The following is a 25,735-nucleotide window of genomic DNA, read 5'->3' as shown; positions in this document are numbered from 1 at the left end:
CCTCAGCCGGTGGCCTCGCGGTGATCCGCGGTCCCGGCCAGGTCCCTGGCGACGAGCGCCGCCTCGATCAGCCGCGCCTGCGCGGGGACCGCGAGGTCGAGGCCGGTCAGCGCACTCACCCGCTGCAACCGGTAGTCCAGCGTGTTGCGGTGCACGCACAGCTCCGACGCCGTCCGGCGGCGGCTCTGCCCCTGCTCCACGAACACGCGCAGCGTCCGGAGCAGGAAGGGGTGCTCGTCCAGGGGATCGAGTTTGGCCGCGAGCCGCACGAGCCCGTCCCCGGGGCGCGCGATCTGGTGCTCCAGCAGGACGTCGTCGAGGCGGTAGCACCCGGGCGGGCGGCGCAGACGTCGTACGAGATCCAGTACGCGACCGGCCTCCTGCGCCGCCGCCGGGACGGCCGCCGGGCCGCAGGAGCGGGCTGCGGCGGCGAGCACGGACTGCCCCGCGTCCTTCTCCAGCCGGGCCACCAGGCCCGGTACGTCGGGCCGGCCCGGCAGGAGGGCGATGCCGGCGACGTGGTCCATCAGCACGGGGGTCCCCGTGAAGGCGTCGAGCGAGGACTGCACCAGCCTCGCCGGCGGATCGGCCGCGAACGCGAAGGCGACCACCTCGTGCTCACCCGCCACGTCCATCCGTGCCACGTCCGCCAGTTCCTCGTGGGGGCGTCCCGCCAGCAGGGCGCCGAGCAGGGCTCGCCGTACCCGCTTGTCCTCGCTGTGGAGGTCGTCCCGGGCGTTCTGGTGGGCGAGGACGACCGCGGGCAGCGCGGCGTGCAGGCAGGCCAGCAGCGTGCCGCCCGCACCGGCCAGCTCACCCGGCTCCGCGACCTCCGCCAGCGTCTGCCACCACACCTCGGCGCCGATCAGGTACGCGGTGATCACCGCTTCGAGGGGGACGCGCTCCTCGGCCCGGCGCGCCGACCACTCGATGAGCCGGGTCACGTCGCCCGGACCCATCGCACCCGCGCCGCCCTCGCGCAGCGCCCTGAGCAGCAGAGCGTTCACCGCCGCGATGGACCGCGCCACTTCGCCCTGGAGCGCGGCCCGGGGCAGCGCCCCGTAGAACGGCGCCTCCGCCGCACAGCGCGCGACCACGACGGCGGTGAGGTCACCGGCCCGGGCGGCCATCCGGGCGTGCAGGTCCGACATCGGCGCATCGTCACACCGCCCCGGCCGCGCCGTCAATCGGGCGCGGGGAAGCCGTCCGGTCACGCCCTTCTCCTTCGTGCACCCGCCCGCCCGCCCGGGCGGGCCGGTGGGCCCCGCAAAGGGGACCTTCACGGCCGGCCTTGCCGCGGGCATGCTCCTCGCGGGCCCCGGCGACGGCCTTTGCCGCCGCCGGGAGCCCGGTGGTTCACCGGGAGCCGCGGACCTCCACCGTTCCGCTCCATGACGGGGCGCCGGCCGAGCGGCCTACGATGATCCGGTACGTCCCGGGCTCCGTGCACCAGGCCGCCCGGGCCTCCGACCAGTGCCGCAGCGCGCCGGCCGGGACCTCCACGACGGCGGTCGACGACGCGCCGGCTTCCGCGTGGACCGCGGCGTAGCCGGCGAACCAGCGGACCGGTCGCTCGACGGCGGAATCAGGGCGGGCGAGGTACACCTGCACCACCTCGCGGCCGGCCCGGTCGCCCGTGTTGCGCACCTGGACGCGGACCGTGAACGAGGAGCCCTCCGTGACCTCCGCCGGGGCGTGGACCGTGCCGTACTCCCAGGTGGTGTAGCCCAGGCCGTGCCCGAACCAGTAGGCGGGACGCCGCCCGGTGCGGAGCCAGGCCCGGTGCCCGATGTGCAGGCCGTCGTCGTAGGCGAGGCGCCCGTCGACCGGGTGCGCGTGGGTGACGGGCGCGTCGGCCAGGGCGGCCGCCCACGTGGTGGGGAGGCGGCCGCCCGGCTCGGCGTCCCCGAACAGGACGTCGGCGAGCCCGGCACCCGCCTCCTGCCCGGGGAACCAGGTGAGCAGCACCGCGCCCACCTCGTCGCGCCAGGGCAGTTCGACGGGGCCGCCGCTGTTGACCACGGCGACGGTGCGCCGGTTGACGGCCGCCACGGAGCTAACCAGCTCGTCCTGGTGGCCGCCCAGGCAGAGGTCGCCGCGGTCGTGGCCCTCGGTCTCGGTGTGTTCGGTCGTGCCGACGACCACGATCACGGCGTCCGCGTCGCGGGCCGCCCGCACCGCTTCGGCGAGCGCGGCCGCCACCCCGGGCTCCGGCGCCGCCGCCGCGACGACCGTGGCGCGCCCGGCCCCGGGGACCAGCTCCCGCCGGGCCGTCAGGAGGACGGGTTCCGTGGTGTCCAGGGTCGCCCGCACCGTGTGGAGGGGCGGGTTCACATGGACGACGGCCGGGTCGTCGGTGGTGCACGGGAACGCGCCGTCCAGTACGGTCCGTTCGCCGAGGGTCAGGCTCATGCGGCCGAAGCCGGCGATGCCGAAGGTCCATTCCCCCGTCGCGGTCGGCCGTACGAGCGCGCTGATCTCCACCGTTCGCGCGTCGGGCGTCACGGGGGGCTCCAACTGGCGCCCTGACAGCCGGTGTTCCGCATGCAGCTCGCGGCCCGCCTCGTCCAGCAGGCGCAGCAGCACGCCGGGCCGTCCCGATCGCGGGTCGCTGCACCAGCCGGTGTCGAGGGGCGCCGGGGGGACGTCCAGTCCCGGACCCGGTACGTGCACGACCCGGGCCAGGCCCTCCAGCCGGGCCCGGATCCCGTCGAGCGGAGTGACCGCGTGCGCGGGGAAGACCCCTGCGCTGCCTCCGCCCTGGAGGCGCGGGGAGTCGGCGTGCACGCCGATGACGGCGACCTCCGCCAGCGCGGACGGGTCGAGCGGGAGCACCGCGCGGTTGCTCAGCAGCACGGATCCGGCGGCCGCGGTGCGGCGCAGCAGCGTCCGCGTGTCCTGCGGCCCGAACGCCGGGGTGCGCGGGGGCCGGTGCGGTTCGAGTGCCCCCACGCGTCCGGCCAGCCGCAGCAGGCGCCGCACCTTCTCGTCGACGGCCCGCTCGGGGACGTGGCCGTCCTGTACGGCCCGGACGAGGGAAGCCTCCCACGGGCCGTGCGGTCCCGGCATCGCCAAGTCCAGTGCGCCGAGCGCCGGTTCCAGGGCCGACCGCAGGGCGCCCCAGTCGGAGACCACCACCCCGTCGAAGCCCCACTCGCCCTTGAGGGGTTCGGCGAGCAGTGGACTGGCGGTCATCGTCGCCCCGTTCACACCGTTGTAGCCGGCCATCACCAGCCACACGCCCGCCCCCACGGCGGCCTCGAACGGAGCCAGGTACACCTCCCGCAGCACCCGCTCGCAGGCACGTACGTCCACGTGCATCCGGCCGGTCTCGGAGTCGTTGGCCACGTAGTGCTTGGCCGTGGCGGCCACCCCCGCCGCCTGGATGCCCCGTACGAGCGCCGCGCCCGTGCGGCCCGTCAGTACGGGATCCTCCGAGAAGCACTCGAAGTGGCGGCCGCCCAGCGGCGTGCGGTGCAGGTTGAGCGTCGGCGCCAGGACGACGTCCACGCCCTTGCGCACCGCCTCCGAAGCGAGCAGGCCCCCCAGCTCCTCGACCAGGTCCTCGTCCCACAGCGCGCCGATCGCGGACGCCGAGGGCAGCAGCGCGGAGGTGAGCCGCTCGTCCCAGGCCTCCCCCCGCACCCCTGCCGGGCCGTCGGATGTCACCATCTCCCGCAGCCCGACCGCCTGTTCGCCGGCGGTCCGCCACGTCGTGGCCCCGGACAGCAGCCGTACCTTCTGTGTCAGGTCGAGCTTGTCCAGCAGCCGGTCGAGCACGTCCTCGCTCATCCCCACCCCATTCACGTCATCAGCAGGAGAGGGCCCGGCCCGCCCCGTTGTCCACACGGGGAGGGCCGGGCCCGTACGGAGGGCCGACCGGGTCAGGACGGCCGGTGCTCCGCGTTCAGGACCGCATCGTCAGCGGGTCAGCTGTAGATGCCGAACTCGTGGAGGGAGTAGCCCCATCCGGTGCCGCGGGCGGTCAGGTTCAGCCGCACGTGGCGGGCGCTCGCCGACACGTTGATCGTGTCGATGTCACCGTTGCCGGTCGTCGTGGAGTGCACCGTGCGCCAGTTGGTGCCGTCGTCGGAGAGCTGCACCTCGTAGGACTTGGCGTACGCGGGGTCCCAAACCAGCTGCAGGGTGCGGATCGCGGTGGAGGAACCGAGGTCCACGGAGATCCACTGCGGGTCGCTCCAGTCGCTGGCCCAGCGGGTGCCGGTGTTGCCGTCGGTCGCCTTGCCCGGCGCGCAGGGGCAGTCGCCGTACGAGGCCTGGAAGGAGGAGGCGGTCGTCGGCTTGTTCAGCGCCACGTTCGTGCCGCTCACGGGCGGGGCGACCACCTTGACGGACTTGGTCTCGATGCCCGCGTTGCCGCGGCCGTCCTCGGCCTGGATGTACACCTTCCAGACGCCGAGCTTCTCGGGAGCGGTGACCGCGAAGGTCCCGTTGCCCGTCGAGCGCCATTGCGCCTCGACCAGCCGCTTGTCGCCGTTCGCGTAGTTGCCGCTGAGGAAGATCTTGTACGTCAGCGGGTCGTTCTGCGGGTCGGTGATGTTGGCGCGGACGGTGAACTCACCGCCGGCCGGGGCGCCCGAGGCCTTGTCGACGACCATGTTGCTCACGACCGGCGGCGTGTTGTCGCCCGCGGTGGACCCGGTGTAGGCCTTCTTCACCGCGTAGTACGCCAGCGTCTTGAGCCCGTCGGGCAGCAGGTTGAACCAGATGCCGCCGAAGTCGTGCTCGATGCCGTAGTGGAACATCGTGGCGCCCAGGGCCACGCCCTGGTGGCCGGTGATGCAGTTCCACGCCTGCGTGTAGCCCTCGGCCTTCTGGACGTCGGTCTTCTGGTCGGGGATGCCGTTGGCGTCGTTCGGCACCTCCCACTCGCCGGCCGGGCCCGTCTCGGTGATGATGTAGGGCTTGGTGTAACCGCCGTCCACCCAGTCCTGCTTCACCCCGCAGATGTCTCCGTAGGAGTTCATCGAGTACAGGTCCAGGTCCGGGGCGTTGCGCTTGTAGTACGGCCACGCGCCCGTCCAGGCGTCGGTCGAGGTCACCGGGTGGTCCGGGTCGATGGAGTGGATCTTCTTCGCGACGTCGTTGACGAACGTGGTGTAGGCGTTGCGCTGCGCCTCCAGTTCGGTGCCGCTGTAGCAGTTCTGCAGGCCGAGGACGGACTCGTTGCCGACGTTCCACATCAGCGTGGCCGGGTGCGACTTGTAGGTGTCCACCCACTTCGCGAACTCGGTCAGCATGTTGCTCTTGTACGTGGCGTCGGTGACGTAGTTGACGCAGCCGCCCGAGCCGGGGCCGCCGCCGGGCTGCAGCCAGAACCCGTTGACGACCCGGATGCCGTTCGCCGCGGCCGTGTCCAGCAGGGGCTTGCTCGACGCGTCCGTGCCCCAGGTGCGGATGGTGTTGACGCCCATGGACTTCACGTCGGGCATGTACTTCGGGGCGTCCGCGAAGGACGGGCCCCAGGTGAGGCCCTTGACCGTGTACGGCTGCCCGCCGACGGTCAGCTGCCAGTTGCCCTGGGAGCCGGCCACGCGGACGGCGCCCTGGGCGGGGGGCTCCGTCGTGGTGGTGCCGTAGACCTGGAACTCCCAGAGGGAGTAGCCGTAGCCGCTGGAGCGGACCAGGCCGTTCATCCGCACGTACCGGCCGCTGCCGGAGATGGCGATCTCGTCGGTGCCGCCGTCGCTGCCGGTGACGGTCTTGGCCGTGCGCCAGTTCGCCCCGTCGTCCGAGACCTGGATCTCGTAGTTCTTGCCGAAGGCGCCCTCCCAGGTGAGGACGACGCGGCTGAGGTTGCGGCTCGCGCCCAGGTCGACCTGGATCCATTCGGCGTCGCGCCACTGGCTGGCCCAGCGCGTGCCGGTGAGGTTGCCGTCGAAGGCGGCGGCCGCGGAGTAGCCCTCGCCCTCCTGGGAGGAGGCGGTGGCCGGCTTGCCCTGGGAGAGCAGGGAGTCGGCGGCCACCGCGGTGGGGGCTGCGGCCAGGGTGAGCGAGGACGCGAGGAGCGCGCCCAGGGTGGCGAGGGCGGCCGCGCCGCGCGTGCGGCGGAGCGTGCTTCTCGTGGCGGGAGGGGGGAACATTGCGGCTCCTGGTGTGAGGGGGCCCCTGGGCCGGGGCGCGGAGATCGGTTCACCCGGCCCAGGGGAGTGGGTGCGGCTCCGGCGGGTCGGCGGAGGCCGGTCGTGCGGTGGGGCCGGTCGTGCGGTGGTGCCCCCGGGCCGCGGCGGCAGGGAGGAATCCGGGCCCGGGGTGTCGGGAGGCGGTTCCGCACAGGGGGCGGAACCGGCGGGGGAGGCCGGACGGCTCAGGGGTACGAGACCACCGTGGAGGGAACCGTCGAGGTGCCGGCGGGGACCGTGGACGCCCCGGTGTCGTTGATGACGTGCTCGTAGTGGCCGTTGCCGCCGAGCGACACCGTCAGGAGGCTGTGGAACTTGACGCCGGGCTTGACCGGGGCCTTGAAACCGTGGTCCTGGCGGATGTTCGGGTCCACGTTGTAGTTGCAGTAGCTGCCCAGGCCCCACGCCTCGTGGGTGGTGACCGAGTCGTCGACCCGGTAGGCGGCGTAGCCCTTGGTGGCGCCGTTCTGGATGGCGGCCTGGTTCGGGGCGTCGTAGGCCTTCTCGTTCTGGTAGAAGACCGTCTTGCCGCGCTCGCCGTACCACTCGACGTCGTACTTGTTGAAGTGCTCGACGAACAGGCCCGTGGCCAGGACGTCGTCACCGTTCACCCGCACCCCGTAGTCGGCGCGGTTGGTCTCCCAGCCCACGCCCTCGCCGTGGTCGGCGCGCCACACCCAGGTGTGGTCGACGATCGCGTCGTCGCTGTTGACGACCACGCTGGTGGTGGCCTTGCCGGGGCCCGCCCCGCCGACGCGGATGTACACGTCCTGCACGGTGGTGGGGTTGGCGGCGTGGTCGGCGGAGGAGTTCTGCGGGCCGAGTTCCAGCAGGGTCGGGGAGTTGACCGGTCCGGCATCGATCAGGAAGCCGGCGAGGCGGACGCCGTCGACGTCGGCGACCTTCATCGCGGTGACACCGTTGTCCGGGATGATCGTGGCGAGGCCGAGGCCGAGCACGATGGTGTTCGCGCGGTTCACGTTGATGGTCTGGTCGACGTGGTAGACGCCGGGTGTGAACAGCAGGTTCAGGCCCTGGGCCAGCGCCTGGTTGATCGTGGCGGCGGTGGCGCCGGGCTTGACCACGTAGAACTGGCTGAGCGGCACGGAATCGCCCTGCGGGGTGCCGCCCGCCCAGGTGGTGCCGCGGGCGTTGGTGCGCTTGGCCGGCGCGAAGACCTTGTACTCGTTCCCGTCGAGGTAGAGGTAGGGCTTCTCGCGGGAGACGGGCGTGGTGTCGAGCGTGGTGTAGCGGGGCTCGGGGAAGCCGGTGGCCGGAGCACCCTCGACGCCCGAGAAGGTCTGGTTCCACACGCTGTTGGACCAGCCGCCGATGGTGCTGTCGCGGGTGTACCACTGCTGCTGCGAGTAGTTGCCGATCTGGCCGTCGACCTTGGAGTCGGCGATGTAGCCGCCGCTGGCCCAGCCGTAGCCGTTCGGCGCCAGGTTGAGCGCGCCCTTGACGTGCATGCGGCGGAAGGACGACGCCTGCGAGACCGCCCACCGGTTGGTGCCGCTGACCGGGTTGACGGTCAGGCCCTCCGCACCGCGCCAGAAGTTCTGGGTCGCGTTGCCGTTGAACCAGCCCGCGTCGACCGTCACGTCACCGTTGATGGTGGTGTCGCCCGGGCGCAGGCCGAGGCCGGCGATCTGGGTGTAGAAGCCGATCTGGGCGTTGATGTTGTTGTACGTGCCCGGCTTGAGGAGGAAGGCGTGCCGGCCGCTGCCGAACTGCGCCGACTCCTGCTCCTGGAAGACCTGGTCCAGCTGGGCCTGGATGCCGGGGGTCGACGGATCCACGATGTGCACGTTCGGGCCGAGGTCGCCGCCGCCCGGCAGGGTCGGGCCGGTGCCTCCGCCGCTGGTGCCGAACACCTTGAACTCCCAGAGCGAGTAGCCGTAGCCGGTGGCCCTGGACACGCCCTGCATGCGGACGTAGCGGGCGGTCCCGGTGATGTTCACGGTCTCGGTGCCGCCGGCGCCGGTGGCCGTGGAGTAGGCCGTGGACCAGTCGGTGCCGTTGGTCGAAAGCTCGATCCGGTACGCCTTGGCGTAGGCGGCCTCCCACTGCAGGACGACCTTGCTCAGCTCGGTCGCGGCGCCGAGGTCCACCTGCAGCCACTGGGCGTCGGAGGCGGCGCTGGACCAGCGCGAGCCGTTGTTGCCGTCGACGGCGTCGGCCGCCGGGGTGCCGTAGTGCTCCTGGCTGGAGGCCGTGACCGCCTTGCCCTGGGAAACCGGCACGGGCTCGGCCGAGGCCGCGGGGACCGTCGGTGCCAGCGCGAGCAGGCCGCCGACGAGGGCGGTCGTGACCGCCCCGGCGATCCCCCTGCGGGTGGAGGCGGGACGTCGTCCGCGTGGCAACGCATCGACAGGTATGCCAGTGGGCATTGGTGCTCCTTTAACGAACCTGAAACGGGAGAGCGCTCTCCAGACCTTGCCCGTAACGCGATCGGCCGGTCAAGAACCGTGACGCCTTTTCTTTTGGCTTTCATTAAGTTCCGATAAGCGGGCAGCCGTAAGCAGCCCAAGGGTGGCCTCGGGCTGCTTACGGCTGCTGTGGGGTGGTGATGGCCCGGCTGCTGATCGGGCGACCCGGCGTGGCCGGGTCCGCGCCCGGGCGCACGGCAACCCTCCCGTGGGGAGCCGGGAGGGTGCTGGGCCCGGGATGCTCCGGAGCCACACCATAGGCACCGGCGCGCGCGGGCCGGTAGGCATGTGGCAGGGGAAGTTCCGGATGCTTGGTCCGGCTGCCCGGGAGCACCGCCGCGGGCTCGGCCGGGTGTTCCGGCCGAGCGTTCCGCGGGGTCGAGGGGCGAGGGCCCCGGGGCTCAGGCGGGGAGGGGGAAGGGGGTGGCGACGGCCTACGCGTGGAGCTCCCGGTGGCTGCGGACGATGTCCGCGTAGCGGCGGCCGCTGGTCTTCACGGTGCGCTGCTGGGTCGTGTAGTCGACGTGGACGAGGCCGAAGCGCTTGTCGTAGCCGTAGGCCCACTCGAAGTTGTCCAGCAGGGACCAGGCGTAGTAGCCGGCCAGCGGGGCGCCCTGGCGGACGGCGCGGGCGCAGGCCGCCAGGTGCTGCTCGAGGTAGGCGGTGCGCTCGGGGTCGTCGACCGCGCCGTCGGGGCCGACGGTGTCGGGGAACGCGGAGCCGTTCTCGGTGACGTAGAGCTTCTGCACGCCGTAGTCGTGGGTGAGGCGCAGCAGCAGGGATTCGATGCCGTTGGCGTCGATCTGCCAGTCCAGGCCGGTGCGCGGTACGTCCGGCAGGCGGACCTCGCGGGCGAAGGGGACCGGTCCGGCCGGGTCGTCGGCGACGGTGGCGGGGAAGTAGTAGTTGAGGCCGTGCCAGTCGAGGGGTGCGGCGATGGTCTCCAGGTCGCCGGGGCGCTCGGGCAGCTCCACGCCGTACAGCTCGCGCATGTCGGTGGGGAAGCCGCGCCCGTAGACGGGATCGAGCCACCAGCGGTTGGTGTGTCCGTCCATGCGGACGGCGGCGGCGACGTCCTCGGGGGAGTCGGAGACGGGTACCACCGTGGAGTGGTTGGTGACGAGGCCGATCTGCGCGCCGGGTGCTGCGGCACGGATGGCCTGCGCGGCCAGGCCGTGGCCCAGCAGGAGGTGGTAGGAGGCGCGGACGGCGGCGGTCAGGTCGGTCAGGCCGGGGGCCATGCGGCCCTCCAGGTGGCCGATCCAGCCCGAGCAGAGCGGTTCGTTGAGCGTCGCCCACTGGGTGACGCGGTCGCCGAGGCGCTCCGCGACGGCGGAGGTGTAGGCGGCCAGGTGCTCGGCGGTCTCGCGGACGGTCCAGCCGCCGCGGTCCTGCAGGGCCTGGGGGAGGTCCCAGTGGTAGAGGGTCACCGAGGGGGTGATGCCGGCTTCCAGGAGTCCGTCGACCACCTTGTCGTAGAAGTCGAGGCCCCGGGCGTTGACCGGTCCGGAGCCGTCGGGGACGATGCGCGGCCAGGCGATCGACATGCGGTAGGCGTTGGTGCCCAGCCGCTTCATGAGGGAGATGTCCTCGGGCCAGCGGTGGTAGTGGTCGCAGGCCTCGTCGCCGGTGTCGCCGTTGTCGACCTTGCCGGGGGTATGGGAGAACGTGTCCCAGATGGACGGACCGCGGCCGTCCTCCTTGACGGCTCCCTCTATCTGGTACGCGGAAGTGGCCGTGCCCCAGGCGAAGTTCCGGGGGAAGGCGCCGAGGTCAATGAAATCCGACACAGCAGACCTTTCTGAAGTCGTGGGAGGTGGGGCTACTTGACCGCGCCGGCGGTCAGCCCGGTGACGAGGTAGCGCTGGAGGAGGAGGAAGCCGCCGACGACGGGCAGGCTCACGACGAGCGAGGCGGCCATGACCTGGTTCCAGTACACGTCGTTCTGTGTCGAGTAGCCCTGCAGGCCCACCGCGAGGGTGCGGGTCGCGTCGTTGGTCATCACCGAGGCGAACAGCACCTCGCCCCAGGCCGTCATGAAGGCGTAGACGGCGACGGCGACGATGCCGGGGATCGCGGCGGGCACGATGACGCGGAAGAGGGCGCCGAGCGGACCGCAGCCGTCGACCTTGGCGGCCTCGTCGAGGTCCCGGGGGACCGAGTCGAAGTACCCGATCAGCATCCAGATCGAGAACGGCAGCGAGAACGTCAGGTAGGTGAGGATCAGCCCGGCGCGCGAGCCGAACAGCGCGATCCCGGTGGCGTTGCCGATGTTGACGTAGATGAGGAAGAGCGGCAGCAGGAAGAGGATGCCGGGGAACATCTGCGTCGACAGCACGGTGACGGTGAAGACCCGCTTGCCGCGGAAGGAGTAGCGACTCACGCCGTAGGCCGCGAAGATCGCGATGACGACGGAGAAGACGGTCGCCGAACCGGCCACGATCAGCGAGTTCATGAAGTAGTCGCCGAGGGGGACGGTCTTCCAGATGTCGAAGTACGGCTGGACGGTCAGGCCGGAGGGGATCCACTGGAACTTCCCCGACACGTCCTGCAGCGGTTTCAGCGAGCTGGAGATCATGACGTACACGGGCAGCAGGACGAACCCGGTGAGGAGCGTCAGGAAGATCAGCCGGCTCACGAGGAACGACTTGGGGGGCGCCATGGGCGACCGGGACCGCGACGCGGACAGTGCCGCCTGAGTGTGCCTAGGCATCGGTGGCGCTCCTTCCTCGGGAGGTGAACAGGAGGTAGAGGCCGGTCACGACGAGCAGGAACAGCAGCAGCAGGACGGACATCGCGGATCCGGTGCCGAAGTTCCAGGTCTGGAACGAGGACTGGTAGATGTGGATGGAGATCAGGTCGGCCGACGCCGGTGCCGATTTCCCGAACAGGACGAACGGCGTGTTGAAGTCGTTGAACGTCCACAGGAACAGCACCAGGATCAGCACCTGGTTGACCGGGCGCAGCGAGGGGAGCGTGATGCGGCGGATCTGCTGCCAGACGCCCGCCCCGTCCAGGGCCGCGGCCTCGTAGATCTCGCGGGGGATGTTCTGCAGGCCGGCCATCATGATGAGGAAGGCGAAGGGCCAGCCCTTCCAGACCGAGACGACCAGCAGGGTGACGAAGGCGTTGTCGCCGATGAGCCAGAACGGCGGGCTGTCGGTGAGCCCGAGCTGGTCGTGGATGACGTGGTTCACCAGGCCGTTGTCGCGCTGGAACATGAAGGCCCAGGTGATGACGGCGGCGTAGACGGGCAGTGCGTACGGCACCAGGAAGATGGTGCGCAGGATGCCCCGGCCCTTGAACGTCTCCTGCATGAAGATCGCGGCCGCCGTGCCGATCAGCCAGCACAGGCCGACGGAGAAGAAGGTGAACAGGCACGTGGTGAAGAAGGAGCTCAGCAGTGCCTGGCCGACCGGTGCGTCGAAGTCCACGGTCAGCGCGTAGTTGTCCAGGCCGGACCAGGGAGCGTTGCCCCAGTCGCGGAGGTAGAACTGGGTGAGTTCCTTGAAGCTGACCACGATGCCGATGACCATCGGGATCAGGTGGACCAGGAGTTCGAGGACGAGTGCGGGGAGCAGCAGCAGGTACGGCAGGGAGATCCGGCGGAGCCGCCCGGAGCGGCGGGTGCGAGGCGCCGCTCCGGGGTGGTTCTTCCGTACCGTCCGCTTGCCCGTACGAGGGGGTGCGGTGGTGGTCATGAGGTGTCCGTGCCTACTTCTTGGGCATCTGCTGCTGGGCCTTCTCGAGCTTGGCCTTCACCGACTCCGTGGTGACCGGCCGGCCGGCCGCCGCGTCGGCGAAGAGCTCCTTGACCGCGGTGCCCACCACCGTCTCGAACTGCGACTCCTCGGGAACCTGCGGGAGGGCGGAGGCGCTCTTGGCGAGCGTGTCGCGCAGGACGGACAGGCCGGGGGTGTTGAAGGCGGGGTCGGTCTGCGCGGACTTCACCGGCGGGATGGAGCCGTAGGCCTTGTTGAGGATCTTCTGCTCCTCGTCACCGGTCATGAAGTTCACGAACTTGGTGGCGCCGTCGATGTTCTTGGTGTTCTTGAAGACGGCCATGTTGATGCCGGCCACCATGGAGTTGGTGGACGTGCCCGTCCCCGGTGCACCTGACTGCACGGGGGCCGGGACCACGCCCCACTCGTCCTCCTTCATGCCCTGCGCGGCGAAGGTGGCCGAGGCGGTCTGCCACAGGACCATGGCGGTCTTGCCCTTGGCGAAGTCGCTCAGCGACTGGTTCTGCGAGTACTCGGCGTTGCCCTTGGCGACGATCTGCGCGTCGGCCATCAGGTCGACGTACTGCTTCACGGCCTTGACCGCGCCGTCGGAGGTGAAGTCGGCCTTGCCGTCCGCGGTGAAGAAGTCCGCGCCGTGCTGCTTGCCCAGGACGAAGACCTGGTGGATGTTGTTGGACAGGTTGGAGCCCTCGACGCCGAGTCCGGCCTTGCCGTCCTTGGTCAGCTGCTTGCCGGTGGCGATCACCTCGTCCCAGGTGGTCGGCGGCTTGGTGACGCCGGCGTCGGCGAACGCCTTCTTGTTGTAGTAGAGCGCGTAGGCCATCGAGTACAGCGGGACGGCCGCCGGGTCCTGGCCCTGGACGCCGGTGGAGCCGAGCGCGGACTCCACGAAGCGGTCCTTGCCGCCGATCTTCTCGAAGTTCTTGGCGTCCCACGGCAGCAGCGCGCCGCTGGCCTGGAGCGAGGCGCTCCAGGTGTTTCCGATGTTCAGGACGTCGGGGCCCTGGCCCGAGGTGGTCGCGGTCAGGATGCGGTTGAGCAGGTCGCCCCACGGCACGACCTCGAGCTTGACCTTGATCCCCGTCTGCTTCTCGAACTTGTCGAGCTCCGGCTGGAGGACCTGCTTGTCGACTTCCAGGCTCGATCCCTGGTTGGAGGCCCAGTAGGTCAGCGTCTTCGGCTGCTCGTTGGACCCGCTCCCGTCGGTGGAACCGCCACCACCACAGGCGGCCGCCCCGAGGACGAGGGAGAGGGTGACGGCGCCGACCGCTGCGACTCTGATTCTGCGCATGGCTCCATGGGCCTTTCAGGAAGGAACGGGATGCCGACTGCGGGGTGGGGGCGGACGTTCCGCGGTTCGCCCCCAAAACCACATGGCTTAATTTAGGATGTGAGTTAAACCTCAAGCGAAGGACTCGTCAAGAGCGTTCACGCAGGTATCTTGCAGTTATGGGCATCGGAGTCAGGGGACAGAGTGCGAGTACGTAGCGGCCGGACAGTGCGTGACCTGCGGCGGGAGAACCGAACCGCCGTATTGCAACGGTTGTATTTCGACGGTCCCCTGAGCCGCTTCTCGCTGGGCCCCGCCACGGGGCTGAGCTCCGGATCGATCAGCAACGTGGTCGCGGAGCTCGTCGCCGACGGCCTGGTGGAGGAAGCGGGAAGCGTGGAGTCGGCCGGCGGGCGCCCCCGGACCCTGCTCCGCGTCAGCCCGACCAGCGGTTACATGATCGGTGTGGACGTCGGCGAGACCCGCATCCGCATCGAGCTCTTCGACCTGACCCTGACCGAACTCGCCCGCGTGGAACGGCCCCTGGAGGCGGCCGGGCCCCGCCGCATCGACCGCTACGACGTCACCGTCGTCGTGCAGCACCTCCGCGAGGGCATCGCCGAGGTCCTGCGCAGGGCCGGCATCGCCCCCGAACGGCTCCTGGGCGTCGGCATCGGCGTCCCCGGCATCGTCGCGCGGACCGCCGACGGCGCCGTCGTCCACGGCCAGACCATCGGCTGGGACGCGGTCCCCCTGGAGCGGATGCTGCGCGACTCCCACCTGCTGCCCGAAGCCGTCCCGTACTACATCGACAACGGGGCCAAGACCCTCGGCCAGGCCGAGATGTGGTTCGGCGCCGGACGCGGGGCCCACAACGCCGTCGTCGTGCTCTTCGGCTCCGGCGTCGGCGCCTGCGTGGTCAGCGACGACACCCGGACCGGCCGCGCCATCGAGTGGGGCCACCTGACCGTGCGCGTCCGCGGGCGCCGCTGCCGCTGCGGAGCCCAGGGCTGCCTGGAGGCGTACGCGGGGGCCGAGGCCCTCCTGGAACGCTGGGCCGAGGCCGGCGGACGTCCCCCGGCCGACGCCGACGAGGAGACCGCCCTGACCGCGATGCTCGCCGCCGCCTACCCCGGGCCGGGCCCCGACGGCGCCGTCCCGCAGGCCGACGCGACCGCCCTGGCCGTCCTGGAGGAGACCGCCGAGTACCTCGGCGCGGGGTTCTCCGACCTGATCAACCTCTTCCAGCCCGAACGCATCCTCGTCGGCGGCTGGGCCGGCCTGCAGCTCGGCACCCGCTTCCTGGACTCCGTACGGTCCTACGCCACCTCCTACGCCCTGTCGTACCCGGCGGCCAACGTCCGCGTCGACCTGGGCACCTTCGGCCCCGACGCCGTCACCGTCGGCGCGGGAATCCTGCCCCTCGCCGACTTCTTCGCCCGCGGCGGGCACCGCACGGAACCCGAACGCGAGGAGCCGCTCCCGGCCTGGCGGACCACGCTCCAGGAGCGGGCGGCGCACTGAGGCCGGGGCGGCGGCGCGCGGCGCTACCTCTCCAGCGGGGCGAGCCCGTCCCCGGCCGGGGACACCCGGCGCCCCGCGTGGTCGAAGACGTACAGCTGCGCGAGGTCCACCAGCAGCGGGATCTGGGCGCCGACCCGCACCCGGACGTGCGGTCCCGTGCGCACCACGAGGTCGCTGCGCACCGCCCCCAGCCGTTGTGGGTCGATGCCCGTCTCGGGCGCCGGGGCGGACTCCGGCGGCGCGTCCAGGACGGCCACCGACCCGGACAGCCGCCCGGCGGCCCGGTCCTTGAGCCGGGCGAGGCCGCTCTGGCGCCGCCGGGCGGAGCGTCCGGGACCGGCGGCCGGCTGCCGGGCCGACTCCAGCTCCGCCACCACCGCGGGGCGCGAGCCCGTGTCCACGTGGACCAGCGCCTCGTGTCCCTGGTACTCGACGTGCTCGACGATGCCCGTCATCGCCACCTCGCCCGGTCGTGCCTGGCTGGGCGGTGCGATCCGTACCGCCTCCGAACGCAGGCCGACGATGACCGGGCGCCCCTGCTGGATCCGGAGCAACTGGTGGTCGTGGCTCAGCGGTTGGGGAAGGGCGAGCCGGTGGCGTCCCAGGTCGATCCACATGCCCGCGTCCAGCGGCGCGTGGACGACGGCCTGGAGCAGGCTGATGCGGGGTGTTCCGATGAAGGCCGCGACGAACACGTTCGCCGGCAGGGCGTAGGTGTCCCGCGGTGAGCTGACCTGCTGGAGGACGCCTCCCCGCATGACCGCCACCCGGTGCCCGAGGGACATGGCCTCGGACTGGTCGTGCGTCACGTAGACCGTGGTGACGCCGAGTTCGGCGGTCAGCCGGGCGATCTCGGCCCGCAGGTGGGTGCGGAGCTTCGAGTCCAGGCTGGAGAGCGGCTCGTCCATCAGGAACACCGACGGCTGCCGGGAGATGGCCCGGCCCATCGCCACCCGCTGGCGCTCGCCGCCGGAGAGCTGCCCGGGGAAGCGGTCGAGGAGGTCCTCGATGCCCAGCATCCGTGCCGTGGCTTCCACTTGGGGCTCGTGATCGCCGCGGGGGTCGCGCAGCTTGAGCGGGAATCCGATGTTGGCGCGGCCCGTCATGTTCGGGTACAGCGCGAAGCTCTGGAACACCATCGCGATGTCCCGCTCGCTCGGCGGCACGTGATTGGCGTACTCGCCGTCGAGGTACAGCGCACCCTCGGTGATCTCCTCCAGCCCCGCGATCATCCGCAGGACGGTGGACTTGCCGCAGCCCGAGGGCCCCAGCAGAACCAGGAACTCGCCCGGCTCGACGGTGAGGGAGACGCGGTCGACGGCGAGGGAGCCCCGCCCGTATCTCTTGCTGACATCGCGCAACGCGATGGAACGACTCATAACGATCCGCCCGGAGCTGGGAATGGGGTGTGGGAGGGGGGTGGGGGAGTTGAGGTCAGAAGCTAGCGGAGGCCACCCCTGTGAGGGAACGCCTTGACGCAACATCCGAAAATCGATCCCCGCCCACCCCCGGCGGCCGGCTCCGCCGTCACGCCGTCTACGGCGACCCGTGTGCCCCGCTGGGGAAACCGCCTTCTCCGGGAGGTGAGTTGATCGTCCCGCTTCCTTGACCGTGGCCGGGAACAAGCGTTAGGTTCCCGGTGCGGGAGAGCGCTCTCCCATGCCGGACCGGCGCCTCGGGCCGCTCTCCGACCGGAGGACACGCACGATGAAGCGGACACCGACCGACGAGCAGATCGCCCGCGCGATCGCGCACGCCCGCGGGCCGGACACCCAGGTGCTCGGCAGCCGGGAGCTGGCGGGCGGCACCTTCAACTCCGTCCACCTGATCACCCTGGACCGGGGCGCGGGACGGGAGTCGGCCGTGCTCAAGGTCGCGCCACCCGCGGGCACACCCCTCATGACCTACGAGCACGCGCTGATGCGCACGGAAGCCGACTTCTACCGGCACGCCTCGACGGTGGCCGGACTTCCGGTGCCCGCAGTCGTGGCGACCGGCTTCGACCGGAGCGCGACCGACGGCGACGGCCCGGCCGACGGCGACGGCCCGACCGACGGCGACTACCTCCTGATGACCCACCTGGACGGTGAGACCTGGGAGCACCTGAGCCCCGGGATCGGAGCCGAGGACCGGGCCAGGCTGCGCACCGACCTCGGGCGCCTCGTCCGCGGACTCCACCGGGTGCGGGGTTCCTCGTTCGGCTATCCGTACGCGCGTCCGCCGGCCGGCGCCGCCACGAGCTGGCGGACCGCCTTCGAGGGCATGCTGGCCGACGTCTGCGCGGACGCCCGGCGCTTCCGGCCCCCGCTGCCCGTCGACCCGGACGAGGTGCTCGCCCTCGTCCGCGCCCGGGGTCGGCTCCTCGAGCAGGTGACGACCCCCTCACTGGTCCACTTCGACCTGTGGGAGGGCAACATCCTGCTCGCCGAGCGGGACGGACGCCTGGAGATCACCGGAATCCTCGACGGCGAGAGGTCCTTCTGGGGCGATCCGCTCGCCGACCTCGTATCCACCGCGCTCTTCGACGACATCACCCGGGACCCGGCCTTCCTGGCCGGCTACCGCTCCGCACCGCTCGTGCCCGACGAGCGCCGGCGGATCGCGATGTACCGCGCCTACCTGGCCCTGATCGTCCTGGTCGAAGGAGTCCCGCGCGGCTACGACCCGCAGGCGCGGGCGCCGCTCACCACCCTGGCCGCCACCGACCTGCGGGCGGCCCTCGATCTCCTGCGGTAGGGCGCCGCGGTCAGTCGCCGGTGCCCACGGCCACGGCGCCGGTGAAGCCCGCCGGGACGGCCACGTCCGTCAGGGACCAGTCGGGCAGGCCGGTCGCCGGGGTGTCGCCGGCGCCGACGTAGTCGAGGGCGAGGCCCCGGGCGAGGCCTATGCCCAGGCCCTTGAGGTACGCCTCCTTGCGCACCCAGACGCGGCCGAAGGCCGCGGGCCGCTCTTCCGGGGCCAGGGCCTTCAGCTCCGCGGTCTCCTGCGGGTGCAGCTGCCCGGCCAGTTCGGCCACGGCCGATGCCGCGGGCAGCGTCTCCACGTCGGCGCCCACCGGCATCGGGCCCACCGCGAGCAGGGCGAGCCGGTCGCTGTGCGACAGGGAGAAGTGGACGGGCCCGTCCGCGGACATCGGACGTCCGTGGGGACCGTCGCACCCGGGGCACGGGGCGCGGCCGATCCGCACCCGCCCCGGGGGGAGGTCCAGCCAGGCCCCGAGCAGCACCCGCAGCGCCACGTGGGAGGTGACGTAGCGGCGCCGGTCCTCCTTGCGCTTGAAGGAGGCCGCACGCTGTTGCTCGGCCGGGTCCAGGGTCTCCGGAGCCAGCCGGGCGGCCGCACCCTCCCGGTCGTCGGTGTCGACCAGCCACACGGCTGTCGACGCGTCGGACGGTGCCTGCGCGGCGGGCGGGAGCTCCGCACCGATCGTGAGGACGTGGGGCGTGAGCACGATCGGTGTTCTCCTAGGTCCGGCGCCGGCCGTCGGCAGGCTACCTCTCAGTGTGCCTCTCAGTGTGCCGCGTTCTTCACCAGGGTGGCGATCATCTCCTCGTTCGCGGCCGTCAGCCGTGTCAGGGCGTAGGAGGTCGGCCACATGGAGCCCTCGTCGAGGTGGGCCTGGTCGCTGAAGCCGAGCGTCGCGAAGCGGGCCTTGAACTTCTCCGCGCTCTGGAAGAAACAGACCACCTTGCCGTCCCGGGCGTACGCCGGCATCCCGTACCAGAGCTTCGGTGCGAGGCCGGGCGCGCTCGCCTTGACGATCGCGTGGATCCGCTCCGCCATGACCCGGTCGGAGTCCTTCATCTCGGCGATCTTCGCGACCACGGCGGCCTCCTCCTCCGCCGCCTTGTCGGCGCGGGATCCGCGGCGCGCGGCCGCCTTGAGCTCCTTGGCGTGGTCCTTCATCGCGGCGCGTTCCTCGTCGCTGAACCCGTCGAACGAGCTCTTCGCGGATCGGTCGGTGTTCGTGTTCGTGTTCGGCATGACGGTTTTCCTCACAGGGGTCGGGTGGCCGGGCTGGTCGGACTGGGAAGCGGGGCGGTCCGTCCCCGTCGTCACCACGAGCCGGCGATCTGGCGCGTCGTGGCGTTGAGCCGGTTGAACAGGTTCGTCACGCCGATCATCAGGACGAGCGCCGCGAGCTGCTTCTCGTCGAAGTAGGTGGCGGCCGTGTCCCAGACCTCGTCGCTCACCGCGTCGGGACGGTCCGCCAGCCGGGTCGCGGCCTCGGCCAGCAGGAGGGCCGCCCGCTCCTCTTCGGTGAAGTAGGGGGTCTCGCGCCAGACGGAGACCGTGGCCAGCCGCTCCTCGCTCACCCCGGCCTTGCGGGCCGCCTTGGCGCCGCTGTCGACACAGGAACTGCACCCGTTGATCTGGCTCACCCGCAGGTGGACCAGTTCCAGCGTCTGCCCGTCCACCCCACCGGAGTGGACGGCCTTGAAGATCTCCTGGATGGGCTGCATCGCACCGGACAGGACGACGGCGGGGTTCTGCATGCGGGACTGCATCTCGGTGTGCTCCTCTACTGGTCTGCTGCGGGTCTTCTACGGGTCTTGCGGCCCTCCGGGGTTGCTCCGGGTTTCCGGTGCCCCCCTCGGGGTGTGACTCCATAACAGCCGCAGCGGCCCGTCGCGACGATGGCGGTGGGACACCCTGGGACAGCCGGAACATCCTTGACCAGCGCAGATGAGGGCCGAGATAATTCGGGCGCTGCGGGACAGGGATACGGGGGGAACCGTGGACATGGAACGGCGGACGGCCGGAGCCGACCCGCAGGACGAGCTGGCCGCACGGCTCCGGCTGCTCCAGGAGCTCTCCGGGCTCGGCGTACGGGCCCTCGCGAAGGAAGCGGGACTGAGCTCCTCCTCGCTCTCGCGCTACCTCAGCGGCCAGACCGCGCCGCCCTGGCCCGCGGTGGTCGCCCTCTGCCGCCTGGTCAAACGCGATCCCCGCCCGCTGCGCCCCCTCTGGGAGCGCGGATCCGCCAACCCGCTGCCGGCACCACCCAGGACCAGCCGCCAGGTCCAGCCGCGGCCCCGCAACGGTCTGCCGCGCGACGTCCCCGACTTCACCGGGCGCGAGAGCCGGATCGCCGCCGTGCTCGCCGCAGTGGAAAGCCACCGGGGCGTCGTCGTCGACGGCATGGCGGGGGTGGGCAAGACCTGCCTGACGGTGCACGTCGCCCACGGGCTCGCCGCCGACTACCCGGACGCCCAGATCTACGTGGACCTGCACGGTTTCACCGAGGGCCGGGCCCCCCTCGATCCCGACTCGGCGCTGCGGATGCTGCTCGGGGCGCTCGACGTGCCGTCCGAGAGGGTCCCGCAGGAGGGCCTCGACCAGCTGGCGGCCTGCTGGCGCGCCGAGCTGGCGGACCGGCGCGCCCTGGTGGTCCTCGACAACGCGGCCGACGCGGAGCAGGTCCGTCCGCTGCTGCCCGGCGCCGGCGACTCCGTCGTCCTGATCACCAGCCGCAACCGGCTGCTCGGCCTGGACGAGGTGCCGCCGGTCTCGCTCGACGTGCTCAGCCCGCAGGAGAGCGCGGAGCTGCTCGCCCGGGCCAGCGGAGACCCGGGCGGCCCCGAAGGCCGCATCGCCCGCGAACCGGAGTCCGCCGCCGAGGTGCTGCGGCTCTGCGGCCACCTGCCGCTGGCCCTGCGGCTGGCCGCGGCCCGGCTGCGGCACCGGCCCGGCTGGACGGTGGGCATTCTCGTGGAGCGGCTGGCGGAGGGCACGAGCGAGTTCGACACCGCCTTCGCCATGTCCGTACGGCAACTGGACCGGGCCCAGGCCCGGTTGTTCCGGATGCTGGGCCTGCTGCCCGGCGGCTCCTTCGACGCGTACGCGGCCGCTGCCCTGGCGGACGTACCGCTGCGCGACGCCCGGGAGATGCTGGAGGACCTGGTCGACGCGCACCTGGTGCAGCAGCCGGCGGCGGGCCGCTACCGGCTGCACGACCTGGTGCACCAGCACGCGCGCGGCGCCTGCGCGCAGCAGGACTCCCCGGCCGAGCGGGAGCGTGCGCTGGGCCGCTTCCTCGACTACTTCGTGCACGCGGCGGCCGCGGCCGACGCGGCGATGCCGGTCCTCTCGCCGGGACGGCTGCCCTCCGCGGGCCGCGCCCCGGCCGAACTGCCGCGGTTCGCCGACAAGCACGCGGCCTGCGCCTGGCTCACCTCGGAATACGAGACGATGATCGCCGCTTTCGAGACGGCGGTCGCCGTCGGGGCGGACACGCACGTGTGCGAGCTGCCGCGCTTCCTGCGCGCGTACTTCGCACGGCGCTGCGGCACGACCCACCTCAACCACCTCTTCGAGCGCTCGCTGGCCGCCGCCGAACGCCTGGGAGACCCGCTGCGCCTCGCCGAGGCCTACAGCGACCTGGGCTTCGCGCGCTACAACGCGGGCCGGATGGCCGAGGCCGCAGCGGCGTACGAGGCCGCCGGGCTACGGGTGGTGCAGGCGGGGGACACCCGCTCGGAGGCCGAACTGGCCCTGCGCCGCGGCTATCTGAGCTGGGACCGGGGCAGTGCCGAGGAGCCGCTCGAACTCTTCCGGCTGGCCGGGAAGCTGTACGGCGAAGCCGGCCTCCCGGCGGGCGCGGCCCACGCGGCCGCCTCGGAGGCCTGGGCGCTGCTCCAGCTGGGCGACCGCGAGGAGGCGGCGCGGCGGGCCCGGGAGGTGCTGGAGGTGCCCCACCCCGACCCCGCGTGGCCGCCCACCCTGACGGCCCGCATCACCCTCGGCGTGGCCATCGCCGAGGAGTCGCCCGAGGAGGCGTCGGAGCACCTGCACCGGGCGCTGGCCCTGGCCCGCGAGGACGGGCACGTGAACAACGAGGCGTGGTCCCTCAACTGCCTGGGCGTCGGGCTGCGCCGGATGGGCCGGTACGAGGAGGCCCTGACCAGCCACCGGGAGGCGTTCGCCCTGCTGGACGAGTTGTTCGAGGACCACTGGAAGGTCCGCTTCCTGGGCGCCTACGCCGAGACCTGCCGGCTCGCCGGACTGCCCGAGGAGGCCCTGGGCCTGCACCGGCAGACGCTGGAGCTGGCCCCCGGGCTCGGGTACCGGCACGAGGAGGCACTGGCCCACGAGGGCATCGCGGTCCTGCTGGCCGACACGGATCCGGCCGCGGCCGCCGAGCACCGGGCGGCGGGACTGTCGCTCCTGGAGGACCTCGGAGCCGGGGTGGGCTGAGCGCATCTCCCCGATGCCGTTGCAGGCCTGCGGCCGGTCCTGACAGCCTGTTCCCGAGCCGGCCCGACCAGGGGCCGGCCGGACCCGGGGGGACCCGCATGAACATCAGAGCCGCTGCCACGGCCGCCACCGCCGCCTTCGCCCTGGCCGTGCTGGGCGCCGGCCCGGCCTTCGCGGACAACCACAGCTGCGTCGCGCCGCAGGTCGGGCCCGGTGCGTTCGGGGAGCAGGGCGCGCAGTACCTGCAAGGGGCGCAGGGCCCGCAGTACCTCCAGGACGGCAACTTCGAGCACTGATCCCCGGCTACGGCTACGGCCACGGCTACGGCCACGGCGTCTGCGCCCCCCGGCCGCTGGTCCGGGGGCCGCGGACCCCGCCGTCCGCCCGGCGGTGCGTTCATCCGCGGTCCACCCGGGGGCCGGCCGCCCGCCGGGTCCGGCGGTGGGGTTTGTCAGCCGGGCGTGCTTTGCTGGAGGCATGATCGATGAATTCCTCGCCCGGAACCTGTCCGACGTCGACGAAGCCGTCCGCAAAGCGGCGGCGGTCGAGATCATGCCGAGGTTCCGGCGGCTCGCGGACCACGAGGTGGACGAGAAGAGCGGCCCGCACGACCTGGTGACCGACGCCGACCGCAAGGCGGAGGAGTACCTCACGGCGGCCCTGACCCGGCTGCTGCCCGGCTCGGCCGTGGTCGGCGAGGAAGCGGTGCACGCCGATCCCGGGGTCTACGGCGCGCTGCGCGCCGACGCCCCGGTGTGGATCGTGGACCCGGTCGACGGGACCCGGCAGTTCGTGCACGGCGAGCCGGAGTTCTGCACCCTGGTCGCGCTCGCGCACCGCGGGGAGCTCCTCGCCTCCTGGACCTTCGCCCCGGCGCTGGACGAGATGTCCACTGCCGTGCGCGGGCAGGGTGCGTACGTCAACGGCGAGCGGATCCTGAGCGGTTCGCCGGAGCCCGGCGCCGAGCTGCGGGTCGCGACCGCCCACCCGCTGTACACCACCGAGGCCGAGCGGCGCGTCCTGGCGCGCCTCGACGTACCCGGGGTGGCCTCCCGGGCCTGCGGTTCGGCGGGCCTGGAGTACCTGAAGGTGGCCCGGGGCGAGATGGACGGCCTGGCCTTCAACTGGCCCTCGGCCTGGGACCACGCGGCCGGGCTGCTGCTGGTCGCCGAGGCGGGCGGCTCCCAGAGCACCGTCGACGGGGTCCCCTTCCGCGTGGACCGGGACAACGCGCTGCCGTTCGCGGTCGGCCGGGACGAGGCCACGGCCGTACGGATCCGGGAGCTGCTGCGCGGCTGAGCCCAGAGCGAACGCGGTTGGCGCGGATCTCGGAGCCGCCTGTGGACAGGCGCAATACCCTGGGGGCGGTGGCGCCGCCGGACGAAGGAGTCGCAAGTGCCGTCGATCCTCGATGCGGTCGTGGTGGGGGCCGGGCCCAACGGGCTGACGGCCGCCGTCGAACTGGCCCGGCGCGGCTTCTCGGTGGCCGTCTTCGAAGCCGCGGACACCGTCGGCGGCGGGGCCCGCACCGAGGAGCTCACCCTCCCCGGCTTCCGGCACGACCCCTGCTCGGCGGTGCACCCCCTCGGCGCCGGCTCCCCGGTCTTCTCCACGATGCCCCTGGGGCGGTACGGGCTGGAGTGGCTGCACGCCCCGCTGCCCATGGCGCACCCCTTCGACGACGGCACGGCGGCCGTGCTCTCCCGCTCCGTCGCGGAGACGGCCGCGTCCTTCGGGCCCCGCGACGCGGGCACGTACCGGCGGCTGGTGGACCCCTTCCTCGGCAGGTGGGACACCCTGGCCCGGGACTTCATGTCGCTGCCGGACACCGCACTGCCCCGTGACCCGCTCACCCTCGCCCGCTTCGGGCTGGCCGGGCTGCCGCCCTCCACCTGGCTGCTGAGCCGCTTCCGCGACGACCGCGCCCGGGCCCTGTTCGCGGGGCTCGTCGCGCACGTCATCGCCCCGCTCGGCGGGATCGGGACCAGCGCCGTCGGCCTGGTCTTCGCCCTCGCCGCGCACGCGAACGGCTGGCCGATGCCGCGCGGCGGCTCGCAGTCGATCTCCGACGCCCTCGCCGGGTACCTGCGCGACCTCGGCGGGACCGTCCACACCGGGTTCGAGGTCAAGCGGCTCGACGACCTGCCGCCGGCCCGGGCGTACGTCTTCGACACCTCCCCGACCGCACTGGCCCGCATCGCGCGCCTGGGCCGGGTCTACGACGGCTACCGCTACGGCGCCTCCGTGTTCAAGCTGGACTACGCCCTGGACGGCCCCGTCCCCTGGACCGCAGAGGAGGCGCGCCGGGCCGGCACCGTACAGGTCGGTCCGCGCACCCGCGACATCGACGCGGCCCTGCAACTGGCCTCCGGCGGGCGGGCCCCGCGCACCCCGTTCCTCATCGCCGCACAGCCCAGCCTGGTCGACCCCGGCCGGGCACCCGAGGGCAAGCACACCTTCTGGGTGTACGGGCACGTCCCGGCGGGCTGGGACGGCGACCTCACCGAAGCCGTCGAACGCCAACTGGAGCGCTTCGCACCCGGGTTCCGCGACATGGTGCTCGCCCGCGCCACGGCGGGCCCGCCGCAGCTCGCCGCCCGCAACCCGAACTACGTCGGCGGCGACATCGCCTGCGGAGCGGCTTCCGGGCTCCAGCTCCTGCTGCGCCCCAAGCTCACCCTGTCCCCGTACAACACGCCCCACCCGGCGGTGTTCCTGTGCTCCTCGGCCACCCCGCCCGGCCCCGGAGTGCACGGCATGTCGGGCCACAACGCGGCCAAGGCCGTCTGGCGCCACCTGCGCGGGACGGGTTCCCGGAGCCATGGCATCGTGAGGGCATGACCTTCGACGTTCGCCCGGCATCGGTGTTCGAGGACGTACGGGCCCTGGTCGGTCCGAAGTCGCCCGGTGCCAACGTCTGCTGGTGCTTGAGCTACCGCCTCCCGTCGAAGCTCAACACCCAGCTCCGCGGGCCGGCCCGCGGCGAGTACGTGGGCGAGCTGTGCCGCAAAGAGCCCCCGCCGGGGGTGCTCGCCTACGACGGCGACGAGCCGGTCGGCTGGGCCGCGGTGGCACCGCGTTCGGACACGTCCTTCGCCCGCAGCCGCACCATCCCGCACCTCGACGACGTGCCGGTGTGGTCCCTGTGGTGCATCCGCGTCCGCCCCGGTCACCGGGGGCAGGGGGTCTCGCACGCTCTGATCGCCGGGGCGGTCGAGTTCGCCCGCTCCCAGGGCGCACCGGTGATCGAGGCGTATCCCGTGGACAGCGGCGGGGACCGGGTCGACCTGACGATGGCGTACGCCGGAATCCGGAAGAACTTCGAGCGCGCCGGATTCGCCCACGCCGCCGACACCACCTCGGTGCTGGCCGGTCATCCCCGGGTCCTGATGCGGCTCGACCTGCGCTGACCGGCCCGTTCCCGGCCCC

General features: G+C 72.3%; 19 protein-coding genes. 7 read left to right on the top strand and 12 right to left on the bottom strand.

The window, feature by feature from the left end; genetic code table 11:
- Positions 1-2: 2 nt before the first annotated feature.
- From ACZ60J_RS12535 to ACZ60J_RS12500, 8 genes are all read right to left on the bottom strand, one after another.
- Positions 3-1,151 carry a PucR family transcriptional regulator gene (locus ACZ60J_RS12535; protein ID WP_469681194.1) on the bottom strand — a complete coding sequence of 383 codons (1,149 nt, stop codon included), beginning with the start codon at positions 1,149-1,151 and terminating at the stop codon, positions 3-5.
- A 205-nt stretch (positions 1,152-1,356) separates the two neighbouring features.
- Positions 1,357-3,792, bottom strand: a complete 2,436-nt coding sequence (locus ACZ60J_RS12530; RefSeq protein ID WP_469681192.1) for a glycoside hydrolase family 3 C-terminal domain-containing protein — start codon at positions 3,790-3,792, stop codon at positions 1,357-1,359.
- A 137-nt stretch (positions 3,793-3,929) separates the two neighbouring features.
- Positions 3,930-6,104, bottom strand: coding sequence for a discoidin domain-containing protein (locus ACZ60J_RS12525; RefSeq protein WP_469681190.1), 2,175 nt, complete (start codon positions 6,102-6,104; stop codon positions 3,930-3,932).
- A gap of 224 nt (positions 6,105-6,328) precedes the next feature.
- Positions 6,329-8,533: a discoidin domain-containing protein gene (locus tag ACZ60J_RS12520; protein WP_469681188.1), complete on the bottom strand. Its 2,205-nt coding sequence runs from the start codon at positions 8,531-8,533 to the stop codon at positions 6,329-6,331.
- A 473-nt stretch (positions 8,534-9,006) separates the two neighbouring features.
- Complete coding sequence (locus ACZ60J_RS12515; protein WP_469681186.1) at positions 9,007-10,362, bottom strand: GH1 family beta-glucosidase; 1,356 nt, start codon at positions 10,360-10,362, stop codon at positions 9,007-9,009.
- A 32-nt stretch (positions 10,363-10,394) separates the two neighbouring features.
- Entirely contained in the window at positions 10,395-11,234 is an 840-nt protein-coding gene (locus ACZ60J_RS12510) for a carbohydrate ABC transporter permease (RefSeq protein ID WP_469681533.1), read from the bottom strand.
- A 43-nt stretch (positions 11,235-11,277) separates the two neighbouring features.
- Positions 11,278-12,273, bottom strand: a complete 996-nt coding sequence (locus tag ACZ60J_RS12505; protein WP_382970055.1) for a carbohydrate ABC transporter permease — start codon at positions 12,271-12,273, stop codon at positions 11,278-11,280.
- Positions 12,274-12,286: 13 nt separating this feature from the next.
- Positions 12,287-13,606, bottom strand: a complete 1,320-nt coding sequence (locus tag ACZ60J_RS12500) for an ABC transporter substrate-binding protein (protein ID WP_469681184.1) — start codon at positions 13,604-13,606, stop codon at positions 12,287-12,289.
- Between the two features lie 183 nt (positions 13,607-13,789).
- Here ACZ60J_RS12500 and ACZ60J_RS12495 point away from each other — a divergent pair, with 183 nt between their 5' ends.
- Positions 13,790-15,109, top strand: a complete 1,320-nt coding sequence (locus ACZ60J_RS12495) for an ROK family protein (protein WP_469681183.1) — start codon at positions 13,790-13,792, stop codon at positions 15,107-15,109.
- 23 nt (positions 15,110-15,132) lie between these two features.
- Here the strand turns inward: ACZ60J_RS12495 and ACZ60J_RS12490 are convergent, their stop codons facing one another.
- Positions 15,133-16,488, bottom strand: coding sequence for an ABC transporter ATP-binding protein (locus tag ACZ60J_RS12490; RefSeq protein ID WP_469681181.1), 1,356 nt, complete (start codon positions 16,486-16,488; stop codon positions 15,133-15,135).
- A 328-nt stretch (positions 16,489-16,816) separates the two neighbouring features.
- Here ACZ60J_RS12490 and ACZ60J_RS12485 point away from each other — a divergent pair, with 328 nt between their 5' ends.
- Positions 16,817-17,845: a phosphotransferase family protein gene (locus tag ACZ60J_RS12485; RefSeq protein ID WP_469681179.1), complete on the top strand. Its 1,029-nt coding sequence runs from the start codon at positions 16,817-16,819 to the stop codon at positions 17,843-17,845.
- 10 nt (positions 17,846-17,855) lie between these two features.
- Here the strand turns inward: ACZ60J_RS12485 and ACZ60J_RS12480 are convergent, their stop codons facing one another.
- The 3 genes from ACZ60J_RS12480 to ACZ60J_RS12470 all read right to left on the bottom strand — a co-directional run bounded on the left by ACZ60J_RS12480 (position 17,856) and on the right by ACZ60J_RS12470 (position 19,617).
- Entirely contained in the window at positions 17,856-18,560 is a 705-nt protein-coding gene (locus ACZ60J_RS12480) for a 4'-phosphopantetheinyl transferase family protein (RefSeq protein WP_469681177.1), read from the bottom strand.
- A gap of 59 nt (positions 18,561-18,619) precedes the next feature.
- Entirely contained in the window at positions 18,620-19,093 is a 474-nt protein-coding gene (locus ACZ60J_RS12475; protein ID WP_469681175.1) for an iron chaperone, read from the bottom strand.
- 71 nt (positions 19,094-19,164) lie between these two features.
- The gene (locus ACZ60J_RS12470) at positions 19,165-19,617 is read right to left on the bottom strand and encodes a carboxymuconolactone decarboxylase family protein (RefSeq protein WP_250740452.1); all 453 of its coding nucleotides are present in this window, start codon (positions 19,615-19,617) and stop codon (positions 19,165-19,167) included.
- A gap of 235 nt (positions 19,618-19,852) precedes the next feature.
- Here ACZ60J_RS12470 and ACZ60J_RS12465 point away from each other — a divergent pair, with 235 nt between their 5' ends.
- The 5 genes from ACZ60J_RS12465 (at position 19,853) to ACZ60J_RS12445 (ending at position 25,716) form a co-directional block, all read left to right on the top strand.
- On the top strand, positions 19,853-22,306 hold the full coding sequence (locus ACZ60J_RS12465; RefSeq protein ID WP_469681173.1) for a tetratricopeptide repeat protein: 2,454 nt from the start codon (positions 19,853-19,855) through the stop codon (positions 22,304-22,306).
- Positions 22,307-22,404: 98 nt separating this feature from the next.
- Complete coding sequence (locus tag ACZ60J_RS12460; protein ID WP_469681171.1) at positions 22,405-22,602, top strand: hypothetical protein; 198 nt, start codon at positions 22,405-22,407, stop codon at positions 22,600-22,602.
- A gap of 181 nt (positions 22,603-22,783) precedes the next feature.
- Complete coding sequence (locus ACZ60J_RS12455; protein WP_469681169.1) at positions 22,784-23,605, top strand: inositol monophosphatase family protein; 822 nt, start codon at positions 22,784-22,786, stop codon at positions 23,603-23,605.
- Between the two features lie 96 nt (positions 23,606-23,701).
- A complete protein-coding gene (locus ACZ60J_RS12450; RefSeq protein WP_469681167.1) occupies positions 23,702-25,147 on the top strand; it encodes a phytoene desaturase family protein in 1,446 nt (481 codons plus the stop codon).
- Positions 25,144-25,716: a GNAT family N-acetyltransferase gene (locus ACZ60J_RS12445; RefSeq protein ID WP_469681165.1), complete on the top strand. Its 573-nt coding sequence runs from the start codon at positions 25,144-25,146 to the stop codon at positions 25,714-25,716. Before ACZ60J_RS12450 ends, ACZ60J_RS12445 begins: the two co-directional genes overlap by 4 nt.
- The last annotated feature ends 19 nt before the right edge of the window (positions 25,717-25,735 follow it).

Source organism: Streptomyces sp. NPDC104226, from assembly GCF_055584085.1.
Note: the sequence above shows the minus strand (reverse complement) of the source record. Positions and strands in the feature narration are given on the sequence as shown.